Below are 17,932 nucleotides of genomic sequence, written 5' to 3' on the forward strand. Positions count from 1 at the left end.
AATGTTATAACGTTCCATTGACAGATTGCTGCATTGCCGAAATGCTCTAGGGCAACAGCCAAGGAGCATCATTCATGTCCCTGACCGCAAACGGCCAGCGCATCCTATTGTCCGACGTCAACCTGTCCTACGGCAGCCATCCTGTGCTGCGCAGCCTTAGCCTGCAGGTCGATGCCGGTGAAATTTATGCGCTGCTGGGCGGCAATGGCGCAGGCAAATCGACGACCATGTCTACGTTACTGGGCTTTGCACGGCCCGACAGCGGAACCGTGCTGGTCGCAGGCCATGATCCGGCGGCGGCGCCGGACAAGGCGCGAGAGCAGATTGCCTATGTGCCGGAGAATGTCGCCCTTTACGAGCATCTGACGGCGCGGGAAAATGCGGCTTACCTGCTGGCACTGGCCGGCCGTCACCCTGCACCCGAGTCGATTGACGGCGCGTTCGAGGCGACGGGATTGCAGGCCGCAGCCTGGGACAAGCGGCTTGTCGGCTTTTCCAAGGGGATGCGGCAGAAGGTGGCGATCGCCATCGCCCTGCTGCGCGAAGTGCCGGTGCTGCTGCTGGACGAGCCGTCTTCCGGCCTAGACCCGCGCGCTACGGCCGATTTCAACAAGCTGGTCCATGATGTCGCGCGCAAGGGCGCGGCGGTGCTGATGGTGACGCATGACCTGTTGTCGGCCGCCGATATTGCCGACCGCATCGGCTTCCTGGAATCCGGCCGCATCGTCGATGAAGCATCGGCGCAGGGCGAAGAGCGGTTCGATGTGCGCGAACTGCACAGGAAATTCGCGCGGGAGGTCGCCGCCGCATGAGCGCCATCAGCCTGATCGCGCGCGATGAACTGCGACTGATGCGGCGCAACCGGGTCGCTGTTGTCGCCTTTGCGCTGCTGGTTCTGCTGACGCTGGCGGCGGCGCTCATCAGCTGGTCGCATCAGCGCTCCATCGCCGAAACCCGCGCCCGCTTTCAGGCGCAGGCCAGCGAAGCGTTCGAGGCCCAGCCTGATCGCCACCCGCACCGGATGGTCCATTATGGCAATTTCATCTTCCGTCCGCTGGGGCCGCTCGCCGCCTTCGATCCGGGCGTGGACGCCTTCACCGGCAACAGCATGTTCCTGGAAGGTCATCGCCAGAACAGCGCCAATTTCGGTGATGTCCGCCAATCCTCGCTGCTGGTTCGCTTCGGCCAGTTGACGCCGGCCTTCGTGTTGCAGGTCATTGCGCCGCTGCTGCTGATCTTCCTGGGCTATGGCGCGGTCGCGCGCGAACGCGAGCGCGGCACGTTGCGCCAGATGCTGGCGCAGGGTGTGTCCGCCCGCGCATTGATCCTGGGCAAACTGCTCGCGCTGGCCCTGGTCGCGGCTTTGGTCGGGTTGCCCGCCATGATCGCCTTCCTGCTGATCGCAGGACAGCCCGGCGCGCTGGCCGGGCCCATGCTGGTGATCGCGCTTGGCTATGCTGCCTATCTGGCGCTCTGGGCGATCATCACCATCCTTGTTTCCGCGCTGGTCAGGCGCGGGCGCGATGCGCTGCTGGCCCTGCTGGCGCTTTGGGCGGTGCTGGTGATTCTGGTGCCACGGGTCGCGCCGGACGTGGCGTCGCAGGCGCACGCGCTGCCCACGCGGCTGGAGACCGATATCGCCATCGCGGATGACCTTCACAAGCTGGGCGACAGCCATAATCCCGACGACCCCTTCTTCACCGCGTTCAAGGAAAAGACGCTGCGCCAATATGGCGTGACCCGTGTCGAGGATCTGCCGGTCAACTATAAGGGGCTGTTGGCAGTGGAGGGTGAGAAGCTGACGTCCCGGCTGTTTGACGACTATGCCGATCGCAGTTTCGGGATCCAGCGAGCGCAGAGCCGACTGACCGACGGCTTTGGCATCGTCAGCCCGGCCATTTCGCTGCGGCAATTATCCATGGCGGCGGCTGGCACCGATCTGGAAGGCCATCGCCGTTTCCTCACACAGGCGGAAGCCTATCGTTTCGATATGGTGCAGCGGCTGAACCGGCTTCAGGCCGATGCCGTCAGCTACGCCAATGACACCGCGAGCGACGCGGGCGCTGACCAGCGCAAGCGTATCTCTGCCGGACATTGGCACGAAATCCCGCCATTCCGTTTCAAGGCTGCCAGCGCCGCCGATCTGGTGAAGGCCAGCCTGCCGGGCCTTGGCCTCCTGCTTGGCTGGCTCATCCTCGCCGCGCTGGCCCTGCTGCCCGTCGCCCGTCATATTCAGAAAGCCCGTTCATGATCCTGATCGCCCACGAACTGCGCTTGCTGCTGCGGTCGCGCATGGCGGCGCTGGCGCTGCTGCTCGTCGCTCTTCTATCCTGCGCCGCTGTAGTCGCGGGCATGGCGGAGATAGACCGCCAGCGTGACGTCATCGCGCGTATCCAGCCCAAGCAGGCGCAGGATATCGCCAGCATCGCCCAATGGGTGGACAAGGAGAAAGATGCGGGGAGCGCAGCCTATTACAGCTTCCATGCGACCTGGGACACGCCCGCGCCTCTCGCCTTCGCGGCGCTCGGCATGCGCGATGTCGCGCCCTATATCCTGCGGGTCCGCGCGCTGGGGCTGGAAGCGCAGCTCTATGACGGCGAAGCCTTCAATCCCGAGCTGGCCCTGCCCGGCCGCTTCGATTTCTCCTTCGTCCTCGTCTATCTGACGCCGCTGTTCGTGATCGCGCTGTTTCATGACCTGGTGTCGGGCGAACGGGAAGCCGGCCGATTGCGGATGCTGGACGTCCTGGCGGGATCGGGGCGGCATCTGTGGGCACGTCGCGTGGGCTTGCGCGGCGGCCTATTGTTCCTGGCACTTGGCCTGCCGCTGTCGATCGGCGCGATCCTGTCGCATGTGCCCGTCGCTCAGCTACTGGCCGTGCTGGGGCTGGTCGCTCTTTACCTTGCTTTCTGGGTCGGCGTCACGCTGCTGATCGGGCGGATGCGCTGGAGTTCGGTCGCCAATGCCGCGACGCTGGCGGGGCTGTGGCTGGTGCTGACGCTGATCCTGCCGACCATTGCCCATGTCGCGATCAACCGGGTGATCCCGGTCGGTCAGGGCGTCGAAATAAGCCTGGCCCAGCGGGAGGCGGTGAATCGCGCCTGGGACATTCCGCGCGAGGATACGATGCGCGCCTTTTACGCCAACCATCCCGAATGGAAGGACAGCCCACCCCTGACAGCCGCCTTCCATTATAAATGGTATCTCGCCTTTCATCAGGTGGGTGACGAGAGCGTCGCGAGCAAGGTCGCGGACTATCGCAACGCCATAGAGGCGCGCGACGCGGCGGCTCATGCCATTGGCTGGCTGCTGCCTTCGGTCGGGGTTCAGTCCGTGCTCGCGCGCCTCGCGGATACGGACATGCAGGCTCAGTTGGCTTATCAGGACCGTATCCGCGCTTTTCACAAGCGTCTTCGCAATTTCTACTACGGCTATCTGTTCACCGACAAACCCTTCGGAAAAGCCGACTTCGACAAGGCGCCGAAATTCGAAGGTTGATGGCGCTGGAGTTGAGGGGTTTGAACATAGCCAAATGCATGACGCGGTTGAAGTCTGCATCGTCATCCAGGGTCTGACGCTGGCCGTGGATATTGTGTTGTGGATTGGAGGAACGACGTGAGCAGAGATGGGATGGAGCGACCGCTGACAGCATCTGCGCAGGTGGATCGCCGACGTTTCGCCGCCCATATGGCGGCGGCGCTCAGCGGGCTGGCGGTCGCCGGTTGCGCTGAGCGGTCCGCCATGCTGGCGAGCGCCGCGCTTCCGACGCCGGGCTATGGCCCGACCATCGCCGACCCGGCGGGCCTGATCGATCTGCCAGCGGGCTTTTCCTACCGTGTCATATCCCAGTTCGGCGACAGGATGAGCGATGGCCTTTTCGTGCCCGACCGGGCGGACGGGATGGGCTGTTTCGCGCTACCCGGCGGTCGGCACGCGCTAGTGCGCAATCACGAACTGCCGGTCGACAAGATCGACGACGGCGCGCTGAGCGGCCGGAATGCCGATTTCCCTGCATTCGACTGGCTGCCCGATGGGCGCGCTCTTCCCGGCGGTACGACGACGATCATCCTTGACGATGCAAGCGGGCGGATAGTCTCCCAGCATTTAAGCCTTGCAGGCACGATTCGCAACTGCGCAGGCGGAACGACGCCATGGGGCAGCTGGCTGAGCTGCGAGGAAGATGTGACGCGGGCGGGCAACGGCGTTCGGCAGGATCATGGCTGGATATTTGAAGTGCCGGCCGCCGCGCGCGGAGTGGTCGACCCGCAACCGATCCGCGCCATGGGCCGCTTTAACCACGAGGCCGCCGCCGTCGATCCGCGCACCGGTATCGTCTATCTCACCGAGGATCGGGACGATGGGCTGCTCTATCGCTTCCTCCCCGAAGAACGCGGGCGATTGGCCAAGGGCGGCAGGCTCCAGGCGCTGGCATTGCTCGATACCGCCCGCACCGACAGCCGCAACTGGAACGGGGCGGACATGTCCCGGGGTGAATGGCTGCCCGTTCGCTGGATCGACCTTGACGGCACGGACGCACCTGAGGACGACCTGCGTCTTCGCGGTAATCGCGCCGGGGCGCTGCGTTTCGCGCGCGGCGAAGGCATCCATTGGGGCGAGGGCGAGTTGTTCTTCTGCTGCACCTCCGGCGGCGCTGCCAAGCTCGGCCAGATAATGCGTCTACGGCCCGGCCCGCCGCAGGCCGGATGGTCCGCAGACCGGCTCCAACTCTTCGTCGAATCTCGTGCCAAGGCGATGCTCGACTTCGGCGACAATCTGACGGTCGCGCCGACGGGCCATCTGGTCGTTTGCGAAGATCAATATACTGACGTCGTCGCCAATCGCCTCATCGGCGTGACACCGGCAGGGGCCACTTACGTCTTAGGCGCGCTCAAAACGCAGACCGAACTTGCCGGCGCCTGCTTCTCTCCCGATGATCGTACACTCTATGTCAACGCGTATAGCCCTGCAAAGACCCTGGCGATAACCGGCCCCTGGCGGAATGTAGCGGGCTGAAATTGTTCATCCCCGACCTGGAACCGCCTCGACCGGCCATTCGATGTGCTATTTTTGAACGATTGGAAGCCAGACGGCGCTGGCCGCGTCGCCGCCCCGGTGGATCGTCTCGGTCGCCTTCACATAGTCTTGGGGCCTGGCCTCCATGATCGAGTTCACCCAACTTTGCGGATTGCGGTCATAGAGCGGGAACAGGCTCGACTGCACCTGCACCATGATCTTATGCCCCGGCAGAAACACATGGTCGACATTGGGCAGCGACCACTGGAAGGCGTAGGTCTTGCCCGGTTCCAGCGGCGCGGGGGTGGAGAAGCCGTGGACATAGCGGCCACGGAAAATCTCGATGCCGATACCGAGCTGATAGCCGGCCATGGCGGGATTGGCTGACTCCTCCTGCGGATAGACGTCGATCAGCTTCACCACGAAGTCGCTGTCGCGGCCGGAGGTCGCCGCGCGAAGGTCCACCCTGGGCGCGCCCTTGATATGCACCGGCTTGTCGAGCAGGCCGGTCGTGTAGCTCAGCACATCGGGCCGGCCGTCGACGAAGCGCTGGTCGTGCACCAGCCAGGTGCGCCATTCGTCGCCTTGCATGTGGATCGGGCGGGGGAGCATCGGCACGGGCTTGGCGGGGTCGGAGACATAGCTGTCGCTGCCCGCCTGCGGCTTGCTCCAGGACAGGCCGAAATTGGTGCCGAGATAGAGCGGGGTATAGGCACCGGCCGGCCATTGCTGCGAGACCTCCCACCGGTCCTCGCCGGTCGCATAGGTCAGCACCGGCGGCGTGGAGCAGGGCGGCGGGCTGGTTTTGAGGTGGCAGTCGAGAAACGGCTTCATATAACGCGTGCGGAACTGAAGCCCGGTGTCGCCTTCCCATTGCAATGGCCCGAGCGTGCGTGCCTCATAATTGACCTGGGAATGGCGCCACGGCCCAATGACGAGGCTGACCATGTCATTGGCGCTGTCCTGCTTTTCGAGCGCCTGATAGACAGCCGGGGCGCCATAGCTGTCCTCCTGGTCCCACTGGCCGACGACCAGCATGGTCGGAACGGTCAGTTTTCGCTTCTCCAGCAGCTTGTCGACGGCCTGCCCCTGCCACCATGCATCATAGCTGGGATGCTCCAGCACCTTGCGCACCACCGGCAGGTCCAGCAGGCCGTATGCGCGGGCATAGTCGACCGCCGATCCCGCCTCCAGATAGGCGCTATATTCGTCCCCCGTGCCCTTGGGCACCGCCCCGCCGCCCTTCTTCACCGTCTGGCCCAGGTCATAGTCGAAGCCGAAGGTGCGGAACGCGCCGTTATGGAACCAGTCGTCGCCCATCCATCCGTCGACCATCGGGCTTTGCGGCACCGCGGCCTTGAGCGCCGGATGCGGGTCGATCAGCGCCATAAGGGAGGTGAAGCCGAGATAGGACGAGCCTGTGATGCCGACCCTCCCGTTGCTCTCCTTCACATTTTTCACCAGCCAGTCGATCGTGTCATAGGCGTCGGTGGCATGGTCGACCTTGGTCGGATTAAGGGCCCCACGCAGCGGGCGGTTCATGACATAGTCGCCTTCCGACCCGTCAAGGCCACGCACGTCCTGATAAACGCGGATATAGCCGTCATTGACGAACTCCGCGTCCATGACGGGCAGGATTTCCTCGATCTTCTGGCTGCGATTGCGGCTGGTCGATTTGTCGGCATTATAGGGCGTGCGGCTCAGCAGGATCGGCGCATCCGTCACGCCCTTGCGATGCACGATGACGGTATAGAGCTTCTTTCCGTCGCGCATCGGGATCATCACCACCCTGCGCACATAATCGGCCTGCGGGCGGACCCAGTCATAGGCCTTGACCTGCTCGTTCATCATCGTGTCGGTGAGAGGCGCGTGCTGCGTCGGCGCGGCGACACCCGCCAGTCCCCATCCGCAAAAGGACAGGCATAGCGCGCTGGCCAACCGGTGCCGGAAGGAACCCCCAAAGCTTTTGTTATCGATCATCTCTTACTTTCCTCCCGGTGCCACCTATTGCGCTAGGCAGCTTCAAGCCCTGTGCTGGCCATTTTGGTCGCGACCGCCAGATGCGCCGTCCCCGGCATGCGGATGATATCGCCCTCGCGCCATTGATCCAGCATGGTTTCCGCCTGCGCGATGACGGCGCGGCGCTCGCCATCGCTCAGTCCGGCTATCAGCGGGTTTGAACCGATCATCGCGCTGCCGTTGGACAATATGTCGGCTGGGAGAAAGATGTCATGGGTTCGGCTGTGCAGCACGACATGCGTCAGTCCCGCTGCTTCGAGCGCGGCGATGATGCGATCACCGTCATACAGCGCCATCATGCCGGGAATATCCATGTCGATCGCGATGCCCGGCCATAGTGTCAGCCGCGCCTGCGCAAACAGCTGGTTGGGGCCAAAACCATAAGGGTTTGCCGCCACGCCAAGGACGGCGAGGCCGCCGGGACGCAGCACGCGCGCCATTTCGGAGAGGCCAGCGCGCCAATCGGGGAAAAGCGGCACTCCGAAGACCGAGCAGACGCGGTCGAACGAGTCTGACGGCAGATTGAGCGCCTGACCGTTCATCTGACGGGCCTTGATGGCAAGCCCGTCAGACCGGGCGGCGAGACGATCGATCATCGCTGCCGAAAAATCGATGGCGGTCACTTGGGCGCCAGCTGCCGCTGCGGTGAGCGCCAGCGCTCCGGGACCCGTCGCGATATCGAGCAGGGACATGCCCGGATCTATATCGGCCAGCGCCACGGCATCGCGGCAGAATTGCGCCGTGAACGGTTCCGCGCTCATGACATAGGCATCCGCCGTTTCGTCCCAGTAGGCGGCGGTCTGAATGGGTTGCGTCACGTCAGCGCGCCTGGAGTTCGGCGACCAGCCATGGAGCTAGGTAGAGTTTTTCCAACGCTTCCTGCACCGCGTCGGTCGACACGACCACGGTCCGGTTGAGCGACGGATCATAGCCGTAATTGCCGCCCAGCGAATGGATGTTGCCATCAAAGGCCGCGCCGATCACCGCGCCGCTGCGATCGATGACGGGACTGCCGGAATTGCCGCCGATGATGTCGTTGGTGGTTACGAAATCATAGGTCGTGGCGGGATCGATGTCCTTACGGTGTGTGGCAAAGGCGGTCGGCAGGTCGAACGGTGCGCTACCGGTCGCGCGGTCGAATGTGCCCCCGATGGTCGTGGAATAGGGCACGGGTTTTCCGCGTTCGGTCCAGCCTTTCACCTGGCCATAGCTGATGCGCAGGGTGAAGGTCGCGTCGGGATAGAGCGCGTCGCCATAGGCCGCGAAACGCGCCTCGGCGAGCTTGCCGCCGGCCACGGTCAACGGCCCCTGATAATTTTCGTCCACCTGCCGTTTAAGGGCTCGCTGACGCGGTTCGAGCTTCAGGCCATATTGGATGAGCGGATCGTTCGACGCTTCGATCGCCTTCAATCCGCCTTCCCACAGTTGACGGCGATAGTCGGGATCGGCCAGGCGCGTCTGCGATATCAGCCGCTCGGCCAGTTGTTCGGGACTTTCCTTGCCGAGCAGCAACTGCGTGTCCGCATCGTCCACGCCCAGATACTCCCGCGCTTTGGACAGGCTCCAGGAAAGTTGCAGCTTTTCCAGCCAGGGATAGAGCGGTCGCTTGTCCAATATCTGCTTTTCCAGCAGCGGCAGCGCGCTGTCGGTGTAGCCGGGCAGGCGCTCGCTATTGGGTTTTGCCTTTTCCTTCGCCGCCATCACCAGAGCTTCGGCATAGCCGTATAGATCGCTCGACGGCGTAATGAAGCGGTAGGGGAGGTAGAGCGTGCGATAGGACTGCACGGCCGCGCTCACATCCGCCCATGGGTCGCCGATAGCGGCGTTGCCTCCGCTGCGCTGGCGGAGGTCCGCTTCCGCCTTTGCAAGCCTGCCGGTAAAATCGGGATCGTTCAGGGCCTTCGTCCGGCCTATATAGACTTTGAGCGAATTTTCGATGCCGTTCAGCATGTCGAGCCCTTCCCGCTGCTTTTCCGGGCTGGTTTCCATGGCGGCGATCAGCCGCCCGCGCAGTTCGGACAGGACGGCCACCGTGATCGGCAGGCGCACTTCGCGCTCGAAGGCGAACTGACTCTGCGTCCACAGCCGCGCCGTCGATCCCGGATTGCCGACGACGAAGGTCAGTTCATCCTGCTTGGGCGCGCGCGGGCTCCACGTGAGATGGTCGGACGGACTGACCGGCTTCCCGTCCTCATAGGCGCGCAGGAAACTGGCATCGAGCGAATAGCGGGGAAAGTTAAAGTTGTCGGGATCGCCGCCGAAGGTCGCTGCCCGGTCTTCCGGCGCCCATACCAGCCGCACGTCGGAATATTTGCGATAGATGTAAAGCTTATACTGCCCACCGCCGAACAGGGTCACGACCTGACATCGCGTCGTCTTGCGGTCAGGGCAGCCATCAACCTCCACCTTCGCGATAGCTGCGTCGCGGGCGCGGGTCAGTGCCTCGCCCGTCATGCCCTTATAGGCATTCTGCACGGTTCCGGTGACATCGGCGATGGCAGTCACGATTTCCGCCTGCTGGCCCGGGCAAAGCTTTTCATCCTCGCGTCGGGCTGCGATGAAACCCTTGTCCAGCAAATCCGCTTGAGCCGTGCTGTTGTCGAACAGGCAACTCGCGACGCAATGGTGATTGGTGAGGATCAGTCCCGCGCTCGATACGAAGCTTGCCGAGCAGCCGCCGGTCAGTCGAACCGCTGATTTGCGGACATGGTCCAGCCACGCCTGATCGGGTGCCCAGCCATAGCGATCCCGCAATGATTTTGCAGGAAATGCGTCGAAGGTCCACATGCCTTCCTCCGCAGCGGCAGGACCAGCAGCGATTATCGCGAGCGAAAGAATGGCGGAAGACCGCGCCAGGGTTTGAAGGAACATCATGCACCTGTCTCCGGACTAAAACTTGGTCATGTAATATTGGGCATTTGTCAGCGAGGATCGGGAGAAAAGGCTGTCAGGCGCCTTCGTTCCGTTCGACAGGATTGAGCGCGAAGAGCAGGCGGGTTTCACTGGTCGCCGCGACGGGCGGCGATCGGTGGAGAATGCGCGGAGTCTCGGTCCATCTCCAGCCCTTGAACAGTCCAACTTCACCCGGCTGCAACTGATGAATATTTTCATCACCCCCGGCATGAATCCATTGGGTGCCAGGACCCACCAACGGCATCAGCAAGCGTGCGGATACATTGTCGGCATGAAATTTCCGACATGCATCAGTCTCGACCACTTCGAGACGTAGCCTGATTTCGGCGCAATCCATGATGCCGGCAAAGCGCTCACATAATGGCGTTAACTCGCATATTAGAGCCTGTACCATGCCATCATAGCCTGCTGCCTCAAGGAGGGCAGGGAGGTCAGCCACCAGCCTGTCGCGCGACATCGGTTCATCGATATCGTCGATCTGGTCCCAATAGAGCGACGATAGCTGTGCAAGACTGTAGGGTAGCGATCGGCGCCAGAGCGCCAGATGCACGTCCGGCTCCCAGATTCGCGCAAGAATATTGGCGTCGATGTCCGTCACAACCGCATCGCTGCACGTTGCCAGCACGGTCATTCCGCCGCCTCCATCTGCGGCTCCCAGCTTGGGAAGGGATCGTGAAGGCTGGTCCACATCTCCGGCGTCAAGCGCTTGATCGGCAAGAGGCTGGCGTCGAGCCGGGCGCGGATGCGGGCTTCGTCCATGCCAATGCCGATGAATACCAGTTCCTGCCGCCGGTCGCCCCAAGTCCCGTCCCAATGCTGCGACACGAAGCGCTCGAAGCGATCATCGTCGGGCCAGTGGTTCTTGGGGATCGAGGCCCACCAGCGGCCCATCCGCGCCGTGGTCGTCTGCGCGCCGGCGACGGCCAGTTCGCCGACCCAGTCAGGCCGCGTCGCCAGCCAGAAATGTCCCTTGGCGCGCACGACATTGTCGAGCCCGCCATCGGTCAGAAAGGCATGGAGCTTCGCTGGATCGAAAGGCTGGCGCGCGCGATAGACAAAGCTCTCGATTCCATATTCCTCAGTCTCGGGCTGGTGGCTGGCATAGCCGTAAAGCTCCTTGGCCCAGAGCGGATGCTGCGCGGCCTTCTCTTCGTCGAATAGTCCGGTGTCGAGCATCGCATCGAGCGGCGCCTTGCCGTGATCGCAGGTGATGATGCGCGCATCGGCATTGAGCGATGCGACCAACTTCTTGACGATAGCCAGTTGATCGGACGACACAGCGCTCGCCTTGTTGATGACGACGACATCGGCAAACTCGATCTGTTCGACCAGCAAGCCAACCAGACTGCGTGTATCGTCTTCCCCCAGGCTTTCACCACGATCGGCCAGGAAATCCTGGCTCGAATAATCGGTCAGGAGATTAAGCGCGTCGACGACCGTGACCATCGTGTCGAGCCGGGCGACGTCGCCCAGGCAATTGCCTTCCTCATCGCGGAAGGAAAAGGTCGTCGCCACCGGCAGAGGCTCTGAAATGCCCGTGCTCTCGATCACCAGACTATCGAAGCGCCCTGCCTCTGCAAGAGCGCGCACTTCGTTCAACAGGTCGTCGCGCAAGGTGCAGCAGATGCAGCCATTGGTCATCTCGACCAGGCTCTCCTCACTGCGCGCCAGCGCCGCGTCGCCGCCGCGCACGAGATCGGCGTCGATATTCACTTCCGACATGTCGTTGACGATCACCGCTACGCGCCGCCCCTCTCGATTGGCGAGAATGTGATTGAGCGTAGTCGTCTTGCCCGCGCCCAGAAAGCCCGAAAGCACGGTGACCGGGAGCCGATTGTCAGCGGATGCCATATTCAACCCTTGATTTTTATGTTACGGTATATCATCTCTGATATAGAGCTGTGCCTCGCCTGTCCAGCGTGGTTGGAGAATGTCATGAAAGTCTTGTCACCCAGGCAGCAGCTCTTTGACGGGCTGACGATCGGCGCATCCTTCATTTGCCTTATGCATTGCCTGGCCTTGCCGCTGCTGATCATGCTGTTGCCCGCGCTTGCGGCCTTTTTGGTCGTACCGGAATCCTTCCACGTCTGGGCGCTTGTCTTCGCCACGCCGGTCAGCCTGCTGGCGTTGTCCGCCGGTTATCGACGTCATCGGGCTGCCAGCCCTCTGCTCATTGCCCTGCCGGGCCTTGCGCTGATGGCAATCGGTGCGTTAGCGACGTCATCGCAACGGATGGAAACGGCGCTTACCATCCCTGGCGTGCTTCTGCTGGCGATCGGTCATGCACTGAATTGGCGGAGGTTGCGCCTTGCAGGCCAAAGCTGGAAAGCAGGCGCATGAGCGGCGTCCTCACCGGTCCTCAGTCACTCATCCCCGTCTCGGTCCTCACCGGCTTTCTGGGTAGCGGCAAGACGACACTGCTCAACCAGCTCGTGCAGGCGAGCGAGATGAGTCGGGCGCTGGTCGTCATCAACGAATTTGGTGCGGTCAGTCTTGACCATGACCTGATCGTGCGGTCGGCCGATGATCTGGTGGTCGAGATGATGGGCGGATGCCTGTGCTGCACGATCCGCGGCGATCTGCTCCGCACGCTGCGTGACGCGCCCTGGCGATTCGCACGTGCCGGTAAATGCTGGTTTGACCGGGTCGTTATTGAAACAACGGGCCTCGCCGACCCCGCTCCAATCCTGCATACGTTGATGACCGACGACCAACTGACCAGCCTATACCGGCTCGACGGGGTTATCGCGACGGTGGACGCGGCGACAGGCATGGCGACGCTCGACGCGCAGGAAGAGGCTGTGAAGCAGGCAGCCATGGCCGATCATATCCTGCTGACGAAGACCGATCTCGCGTCCCCGGACGAGCGGGCCATACTGGAATCCCGATTGGGCAGGATCAACCCGGCGGCGCCTATCATTCCGGTAACGCAGGGCAGGGTCGAACCCACCATAATATTCGACTCGGGTCTTTATGATCCGATGACCAGAAGCCATGACGTCCAGCGCTGGCTCAAAGCCGAAGCCTATGAAACCAGGAAACATGACCATGCGCACGGTCATGACCATCATGATGTGAACCGGCATGACGACCATATCCACGCGACCTGCCTCACGTTCGATGAACCGCTGGATGCAGAAGGGTTCGAACGCTGGCTCGACATCCTCACCATGTTCAAGGGCCCCGATATCCTGAGAGTGAAGGGTATCGTCAATCTGGCAGGGGAGGACAGGCCCGTCGTCGTTCACGGTGTCCAGCACATCTTTCATCCCCCTGTGGTGCTGGACCGTTGGCCGTCCGACGACCGACGGACGCGATTGGTGATGATAACTCGCGACATCAGCGCGCAGGAACTGCGCGACACGCTGACCCTCTTGACCAGTGGCATCCGGCGCTACGGCCTTGCAGGCTTCGTCGAGGACCTGCTTAACGATCGCGCACCGACATGACGGTGCCTGCGCCACCCCTACTACAGCAGGTGTCGAGAACGTCTCAGCCTGTCTCGGCCGTTACCACATAGTCGAAGCCATGGCGCAGCCCGCCTTCGCGTGCGATGAAGGCCAAAGCTTCCTGTCGCAACGCTTCGCCGTGCGCGCGGAGCGCTACAGCCAGCGCCCGATCCTCAAGCCTGGAAAGCCGCGACGCACACATGTCGATCTGGCTGTTCACGAACCGGCGCTGGTAACGGATGGGGAACCGATGCGCGTTGACGACGCGGAAACCCGACGCCGTCATCTGTTCCAGCACCCATTCCATCGGAAATTCGCGATAGGGCCGCTCGCCCGCGTGCAGCAGCACGGCGTCGCGCCAGCGCCCGATGTCGCACAGGATCTGGCCATTGGGCGTCTCCGCTCTCTCAGCGACATAGGGTTCGAGGCCGATCAGATATAGCCGCCCGCGCGCCAGTGTTCGCAAGCGGGCGAACATCCTTTCCTGAAAATAGGGTGCGAAGCCCTCGATGGCCCCGATCAGATAGTCGGCGAGAATGGTATCGAAACATTCTCCGTCCAGCAGCGTCGGGTCTGCCCAGTTGCCGACGATAATCCTGTCCTGCGGTCGCCGAACGCGATCCGACGCGTCACGCACCTGAACGGCGTGACCCGTCGCGCCGGTGACGGCGACCCAGCGGTCGGTCGCAAGGCCCGACACCCAGCCGATTGAATTGGTGCCCTTCCCTGCGTCGAGAAAGGCGCCCCAGGGCCGATCACCCTGAAGCACCTCGATATGGCGGAACAGCACGGACGGTCGCCGCGCTGTTCCTTCCGTCCTGCTCAGAACGCTCCCCGCAGGCCGAACACGAAATTTCGGCCGCGCAGCGGAGAGAAGGTCTTGATGAAAGACGTATGGTTATACGCCAGCTCGTTTGTCAGATTGGTGCCGCGCACGAACAGTTCGGCGCTGCGCTTGCCGCCCAGTTCGAGACGATAGGCGAGCGTCGCGTTGACCATGTCATAAGAGGCTCGCTGACGCCACCTGCCGAGCCCGAGCCGGCAGAGCTGCCCGATCCGGTCAACGAGCCGCCGAGCAGGCCGGAAGCGCCCGAGATCAGGCCCTTGCCTTGGCTCTGCGCATTGCCGCGCGCGCGCTCGACCGCGCCCGACGTGGCGCCCAGCACAGTGCCGCGTGCCGCCTGGGCGGTGCCGCGGACAGCGTTGGTGCCAATGAGCTGCGCATCGGCGCTGCCAGACCCGGTCGCGCTGCCGCTGCCCGAAACGCTGGAGGTCAGCGAATTGACCGGGCTGGTGACTGAACTGGTCACGTCGCCGCCGCCGTTGGCGCTGACGCTGCGGTCGGCCTTCACACGGCCGCTCTTGCGGTCGACGCTCTGGCTGCCGGTGCTCGACGAAGCGCCACGCAGGGTGCCACTGGTGCCCGAGCGGACGGAGTCAAGCGTGCCGCCGATGGAACCGCCGATGCCGCCATTCAAGCCGCCGCCGCCCAGGATCTGGGCGTGAGCCGTGGTCGAAAGCAGCAGGGCCGCCGAAGCTGCGATGATCTTGCGCATGGCTGAAGTCCTTCCTCTTGTCTGGCGAGAGGCGTTCGCCGTCTCTCCATCGAGGAACGAGGGAGCCTTGCGATTTAATCCGTCTATTTTCTGCGCGCGCAGTCGCGGCAGAGCAGGCCGCGGCCGAAGATCGGATCGGCGCCCTTGCGACCGAGGTCCACGGCCTCGCGGTCGAGCGTCGGAATGACGCCGCGATTCAGCGCGGTGGCCGCGCGGGCGGCGACAAGGGGCACAGCGTAGGAAGTGCCGCGCACTTTGCCCCATTTGCCGCCGGCATTGGCCGCGAAAATGTCGGCGCCCGGCGCCGCATAGTCGAGATGGGCCGCGCGGCCGGCCTCGATCAGCGCGCGGCCGCGGCCGTCGACCGCGGTCACGGCGATGACGCCAGGGTAGGAAGCCGGATAGGACGCCGGTGCCGCCGGCCCGTCGTTGCCCACTGCCGCGACGATATGGACGCCGCGCCGCTGTGCCGCCGCGAGCGCGCGGGCAACCAAGGGGTTGTTCGGTCCGACCAGGCTGATCGAGATCACTCGGCAGGCCTGCTGGCCGACCAGCCAATCGAGCCCGCGCGCCACGGCCAGCGCATTGCCGCCCGCCGCGTCAGTGCCGTAGACGTCGGCCACGGCGATCCGCCGCACGCCCGCTGACCTCAGCAATGACGCGATTGCGCTGCCGTGGTGGCTGGGCGTCGGCGCGCCCTCGGCGAAACCGCGCATGGCGGCGACCGGGATCGCCGGGCCGGGGGCGCCGTCGATCATGCCGACGGGCTGGTCGATGGTCGCCGCCGCGCCCGTGGCGGCGGCGGCGCTGGTCGCCGCCGCCGTGCCCGACTGGAAGTGCAGCGTATCGGCCGAGACAACCGCGCCGGGCAGCAGCTTCTTCAGCGCCGCTTCAGCCTGGCCGAGCGACTGCTGCGCGGGCACGCTCAGGCGAACCAACGCGATGTCGAGCGTATCTAGCCGCTCGCGGCCCAGCACCGCAAAGCCTGCCGCCTCGGCCCGGGCGACCTCGGCCTCGCTGGCGCCGGTCAGCAGCAACTCGCCGCGCCGGGCGGGATCGCCGGCGGCGTCCAGCTCCAGCACCTCGCGGTTGCGCCGCACGAGGTCGCCCAGCCGCGAGAGGCGGGCGTCGGCGAGACGGGTAGCGCTGCGGGTGACTTCGCCGACGGCGCCCTGGATCGGATCGAGCATACCGCCCGCCCGGTCGAGCACGCCGCCTACCGCTGGCCCCATCGGCGGAAGGCCGAGTTGCGCGGTCACAGGCGCCGCGGTGAGCGTCGCCAGGAGCACGAACCTGGATAATCGGGTTTGCATGATTCCTTTGACGCCTTTTATCATGAAGCATGGATTAAACGGGCGGACCACGTCGTTTCATCCATGAAAGGCCAAGACACTGTCGAGACCAAGGGCTGAGATATTCGAGGATGCGCTTCTGGCGCTGCTGCCGCGCATGCGGCGCTTCGCCTCGAGCCTTGCCCGCAACCTGCCCGAGGCCGACGATCTTTGCCAGATGACCATCGAACGGGCGCTCCGCAGCCGCGCACAGTGGCAGGCGGGCACCCGGCTCGATAGCTGGATGTATCGGATCATGCGCAATATCTGGATCGACGAAGGCCGGGCAAGCACGCGAAGGATGCAGACCTTCCTCGGTGCGGATGAAGGCTTGAGCGTGGGCGCCAGCGGCGGCCAGGAGGCGAGCGCGGAACTGAACGATGTCGACCGGGCACTGGCGAAGCTGCCCGATGAACAACGCGAGGCTGTCCTTCTCGTGATGGTCGAAGGCTATTCCTACAAGGAGGCTGCCGAGATCGTCGGCTGCCCGGTCGGCACTCTGAATTCGCGCCTGGTGCGTGGGCGCGATGCGCTGATGGCACTGCTGGGAGAAGCGGCATGAACCCGTCGAAGGAGCAGATCGCCGCCTATGCCGATGGTGAGCTGGAAGGAGGATCGCTAAGTGAGGTCGAAGCGGCGGTGGCGGCCGATCCCGAGCTGCAGGCTCAGGTCGATGCTCACCGCGCGCTTAGGGCGCGTCTTTCGGCCCATTTCGCGCCGGTCGCCGAAGCGCCGGTGCCTGAACGCCTGGTTCGCGCGGTCAGAGGCGGGGCCGAAGTGGTCGATTTCGCCGAGGCCGCACGCAAGCGGGTTAGGCCCCCGGCGCCGCCCTTCACTTGGTTCGGCCCGGCGCTGGCAGCTTCGCTCGTCGTCGCGCTCGTCGGTTACGGCATCAGCCAGAGCGGGGTCCGCGAATATGCTGAGGGCGACATCGCCACTGCGCTCGACAGTCAGCTCGTCGCCACACAGCAGGCGCAGGCGCCGGTCCGCATCCTGCTGAGCTTCCGGGATAAGAAAGGTCGCTTTTGCCGTGGGTTCTCCAGCGAAGCACAGTCGGGTGTGGCCTGCCGCGACGACCGCGGCTGGCAGCTGGGCAAGGTCTTCGGCGGCGACAAAGCGCAAGCGAGTGAATACCGCCAAGCCGGCAGCGCCGAGGCCGAAGTGCTCGCCGCGATCCAGGATCTCGCTCGAGGGGCAGCGTTGGATGCCGAGGGCGAACGAAAGGCTCGGCGGCAGGGCTGGAGGGAATAATTATTGGCTTGGTTCCTGCGACCCCTAAGTGCGGCAGGGGCTGATCGGCCCGGCAGTGAGATCACCCGTCAGGATTGCGCGTACTTCAACGGAAAGCTGCTCGACGCTGTAGGGCTTTCCGATCAGTCAGACGCCAGGATCGAACACGCGATTGTTCACCACGGCGTTGCGCGTGTTCCGGTTGTGAACGGGACTTTGAGGCTTGGCCGCCGATAAAGCGCCTCATCGGCAAGCTTGCGTCCGTTGACCGGCATCTTTCTAAAGAGCAAAGGGCGGGTTCCGGCGCCAGCGGACATTCCAACGGTCGCACAGGAGTGGCCTGAATTGGTCGGCTGCTGCTATATGATTACCCCTTCGCTATCCGCGTCATTGCCATTCGCACACTGGTCAGGTCTTTCCC

The 17,932-nt window shown here is 63.8% G+C and carries 16 protein-coding genes; 8 read left to right on the forward strand and 8 right to left on the reverse strand.

The features are described 5' to 3' along the window. Nucleotides 1-74 precede the first annotated feature (74 nt). The 4 genes from AC58EF_RS16255 to AC58EF_RS16270 all read left to right on the forward strand — a co-directional run bounded on the left by AC58EF_RS16255 (nucleotide 75) and on the right by AC58EF_RS16270 (nucleotide 5,013). Nucleotides 75-812, forward strand: coding sequence for an ABC transporter ATP-binding protein (locus AC58EF_RS16255; protein ID WP_497277410.1), 738 nt, complete (start codon nucleotides 75-77; stop codon nucleotides 810-812). Further along, nucleotides 809-2,251 (forward strand): ABC transporter permease, encoded by a 1,443-nt coding sequence (locus AC58EF_RS16260; RefSeq protein WP_497277411.1) that lies wholly within the window; start codon nucleotides 809-811, stop codon nucleotides 2,249-2,251. Before AC58EF_RS16255 ends, AC58EF_RS16260 begins: the two co-directional genes overlap by 4 nt. Further along, nucleotides 2,248-3,498, forward strand: coding sequence for a DUF3526 domain-containing protein (locus AC58EF_RS16265; protein WP_497277412.1), 1,251 nt, complete (start codon nucleotides 2,248-2,250; stop codon nucleotides 3,496-3,498). The genes AC58EF_RS16260 and AC58EF_RS16265 overlap by 4 nt, the downstream gene beginning before the upstream one ends. Before the next feature lie 117 nt (nucleotides 3,499-3,615). After that, nucleotides 3,616-5,013 carry an alkaline phosphatase PhoX gene (locus AC58EF_RS16270; RefSeq protein WP_497277413.1) on the forward strand — a complete coding sequence of 466 codons (1,398 nt, stop codon included), beginning with the start codon at nucleotides 3,616-3,618 and terminating at the stop codon, nucleotides 5,011-5,013. A gap of 48 nt (nucleotides 5,014-5,061) precedes the next feature. Here the strand turns inward: AC58EF_RS16270 and AC58EF_RS16275 are convergent, their stop codons facing one another. The 5 genes from AC58EF_RS16275 to AC58EF_RS16295 all read right to left on the reverse strand — a co-directional run bounded on the left by AC58EF_RS16275 (nucleotide 5,062) and on the right by AC58EF_RS16295 (nucleotide 11,796). Further along, entirely contained in the window at nucleotides 5,062-6,993 is a 1,932-nt protein-coding gene (locus AC58EF_RS16275; protein WP_497277414.1) for a CocE/NonD family hydrolase, read from the reverse strand. A 32-nt stretch (nucleotides 6,994-7,025) separates the two neighbouring features. Beyond that, nucleotides 7,026-7,850, reverse strand: coding sequence for a class I SAM-dependent methyltransferase (locus tag AC58EF_RS16280; RefSeq protein ID WP_497277415.1), 825 nt, complete (start codon nucleotides 7,848-7,850; stop codon nucleotides 7,026-7,028). 1 nt (nucleotide 7,851) lies between these two features. Next, nucleotides 7,852-9,906: a S46 family peptidase gene (locus tag AC58EF_RS16285; RefSeq protein ID WP_497277416.1), complete on the reverse strand. Its 2,055-nt coding sequence runs from the start codon at nucleotides 9,904-9,906 to the stop codon at nucleotides 7,852-7,854. Nucleotides 9,907-9,979: 73 nt separating this feature from the next. Then, nucleotides 9,980-10,576: a DUF1826 domain-containing protein gene (locus tag AC58EF_RS16290; protein WP_497277417.1), complete on the reverse strand. Its 597-nt coding sequence runs from the start codon at nucleotides 10,574-10,576 to the stop codon at nucleotides 9,980-9,982. Next, nucleotides 10,573-11,796, reverse strand: coding sequence for a GTP-binding protein (locus tag AC58EF_RS16295; protein ID WP_497277418.1), 1,224 nt, complete (start codon nucleotides 11,794-11,796; stop codon nucleotides 10,573-10,575). Before AC58EF_RS16295 ends, AC58EF_RS16290 begins: the two co-directional genes overlap by 4 nt. Nucleotides 11,797-11,880: 84 nt before the next feature. Here AC58EF_RS16295 and AC58EF_RS16300 point away from each other — a divergent pair, with 84 nt between their 5' ends. Beyond that, entirely contained in the window at nucleotides 11,881-12,285 is a 405-nt protein-coding gene (locus AC58EF_RS16300) for a MerC domain-containing protein (protein ID WP_497277419.1), read from the forward strand. Continuing rightward, nucleotides 12,282-13,394: a CobW family GTP-binding protein gene (locus tag AC58EF_RS16305; protein WP_497277420.1), complete on the forward strand. Its 1,113-nt coding sequence runs from the start codon at nucleotides 12,282-12,284 to the stop codon at nucleotides 13,392-13,394. The genes AC58EF_RS16300 and AC58EF_RS16305 overlap by 4 nt, the downstream gene beginning before the upstream one ends. Nucleotides 13,395-13,437: 43 nt before the next feature. On the opposite strand, the gene AC58EF_RS16310 is transcribed toward AC58EF_RS16305, so the two are convergent. From AC58EF_RS16310 to AC58EF_RS16320, 3 genes are all read right to left on the reverse strand, one after another. Next, nucleotides 13,438-14,184: a hypothetical protein gene (locus AC58EF_RS16310; protein ID WP_497277421.1), complete on the reverse strand. Its 747-nt coding sequence runs from the start codon at nucleotides 14,182-14,184 to the stop codon at nucleotides 13,438-13,440. A 127-nt stretch (nucleotides 14,185-14,311) separates the two neighbouring features. Next, nucleotides 14,312-14,950 carry a hypothetical protein gene (locus AC58EF_RS16315; protein WP_497277422.1) on the reverse strand — a complete coding sequence of 213 codons (639 nt, stop codon included), beginning with the start codon at nucleotides 14,948-14,950 and terminating at the stop codon, nucleotides 14,312-14,314. A gap of 83 nt (nucleotides 14,951-15,033) precedes the next feature. Continuing rightward, complete coding sequence (locus tag AC58EF_RS16320) at nucleotides 15,034-16,263, reverse strand: S8 family serine peptidase (protein ID WP_497277423.1); 1,230 nt, start codon at nucleotides 16,261-16,263, stop codon at nucleotides 15,034-15,036. A 136-nt stretch (nucleotides 16,264-16,399) separates the two neighbouring features. Between AC58EF_RS16320 and AC58EF_RS16325 the strand changes: the two genes are divergently transcribed. Together AC58EF_RS16325 and AC58EF_RS16330 are read left to right on the forward strand one after the other, a co-directional pair. Next, nucleotides 16,400-16,843: an RNA polymerase sigma factor gene (locus AC58EF_RS16325; protein ID WP_497277424.1), complete on the forward strand. Its 444-nt coding sequence runs from the start codon at nucleotides 16,400-16,402 to the stop codon at nucleotides 16,841-16,843. Then, complete coding sequence (locus AC58EF_RS16330) at nucleotides 16,840-17,532, forward strand: anti-sigma factor (RefSeq protein WP_497277425.1); 693 nt, start codon at nucleotides 16,840-16,842, stop codon at nucleotides 17,530-17,532. The genes AC58EF_RS16325 and AC58EF_RS16330 overlap by 4 nt, the downstream gene beginning before the upstream one ends. Nucleotides 17,533-17,932: the final 400 nt, after the last annotated feature.

The sequence above is a fragment of the Sphingobium sp. WR1 genome, assembly GCF_059693745.1.